This window comes from Paenibacillus sp. J45TS6 (assembly GCF_018403285.1).
Classification (GTDB): Bacteria; Bacillota; Bacilli; order Paenibacillales; family Paenibacillaceae; genus Paenibacillus.
This window is the reverse complement of record NZ_BOSJ01000048.1, coordinates 1-1,214: the sequence shown is the minus strand read 5'-3', so window position 1 is coordinate 1,214 and position 1,214 is coordinate 1. Positions and strand designations below refer to the sequence as shown.

1 protein-coding gene is annotated in these 1,214 nt (G+C 42.4%); it reads left to right on the top strand.

From position 1 onward, the window contains the following. The first annotated feature begins 78 nt into the window (after window positions 1–78). A protein-coding gene (locus KJS58_RS24780) for an IS3 family transposase (RefSeq protein WP_213536334.1) occupies window positions 79–1,196 on the top strand; the annotation gives its coding sequence in 2 pieces (ribosomal slippage) (window positions 79–325 and window positions 325–1,196; 1,119 coding nt in all). Window positions 1,197–1,214 lie beyond the last annotated feature (18 nt).

Below are 1,214 nucleotides of genomic sequence, written 5' to 3'. Positions count from 1 at the left end.
TGGATCGTCTACACTTAGTTGGACAGAAAAATTAAGGGCTAGTAGAATGAAGAGAATACGATTAGGAGCGGATCTACTATGCCAAAGCAAAGACGCACATTCACAGCAGATTTCAAAAGACAAATGGTTCAGTTATATGAAAACGGAAAGCCAAAAGCAGCTATTCTGAGAGAGTATGAGCTTAGTCCATCTGCACTTGATCGTTGGATCAAACAAGCTCAAACCTCAGGTTCGTTTTCGGAAAAAGACAACCGATCCGCTGAAGAGAATGAGCTCATCGCTCTTCGCAAACAAGTTCAGCGACTCGAAATGGAGAATGACATTTTAAAGCAAGCCGCGCTGATCATGGGACGAAAGTAAAAATCATCAAGCAAAACAGTGATAAATACTCGGTATCAGCAATGTGCGAAGTCCTGCAAATCGCAAGAAGCACGTTCTACTATGAAGCGAAAGAGAAAGATCAAGAAGAGGCAGTGACTACGGCTATTGTAGAAATCTTTCATACCAATCGAAAAGCATACGGAACACGTAAGATCAAAGTCAAACTTAAGGAACAAGGATTCATCGTTTCCAGACGCCGAATCGGTCGTATCATGAAAGAGGAAGGCCTTGTGTCTACGTACACGATAGCGCAGTATAAGCCGCATAAGACTGCTTGCAACGAAGCAACAACTGCGAATGTGTTGAAACGTGAGTTCGATCAAACGGAAGCAAAACGCTTTGTAGTCAGCGATCTCACGTATGTCAGAGTTCAGCACAAGTGGCACTATGTTTGTGTGCTCATTGACTTATTTAATCGCGAAATCATTGGACAAAGTGCAGGTCCCCATAAAGACGCTGCTCTAATTTCTCGTGCCTTCGCCTCGGTAGAAGGCAACTTGAGCGACATTCAATGGTTTCACACGGACCGTGGAAGTGAATTTAAGAATAGATTGATCGATGAGACTCTTACGACATTCCAAATCGGCCGCTCTTTAAGTATGAAGGGTTGTCCCTATGACAACGCCGTTGCTGAAGCCACCTACAAAGTGATGAAAACGGAATTTGTAAACCAAGTGAATTTTCAAAGTCTTCACCATTTAGAGTTGGAACTATATGATTATGTGAATTGGTTCAACAAGCATCGCATTCATGGCACTTTAGGATACATGACCCCAATTCAGTACAAAGCTGCATCCCTTAAAAAAGTTGTCTGATTTAATGTTGACAGTCCA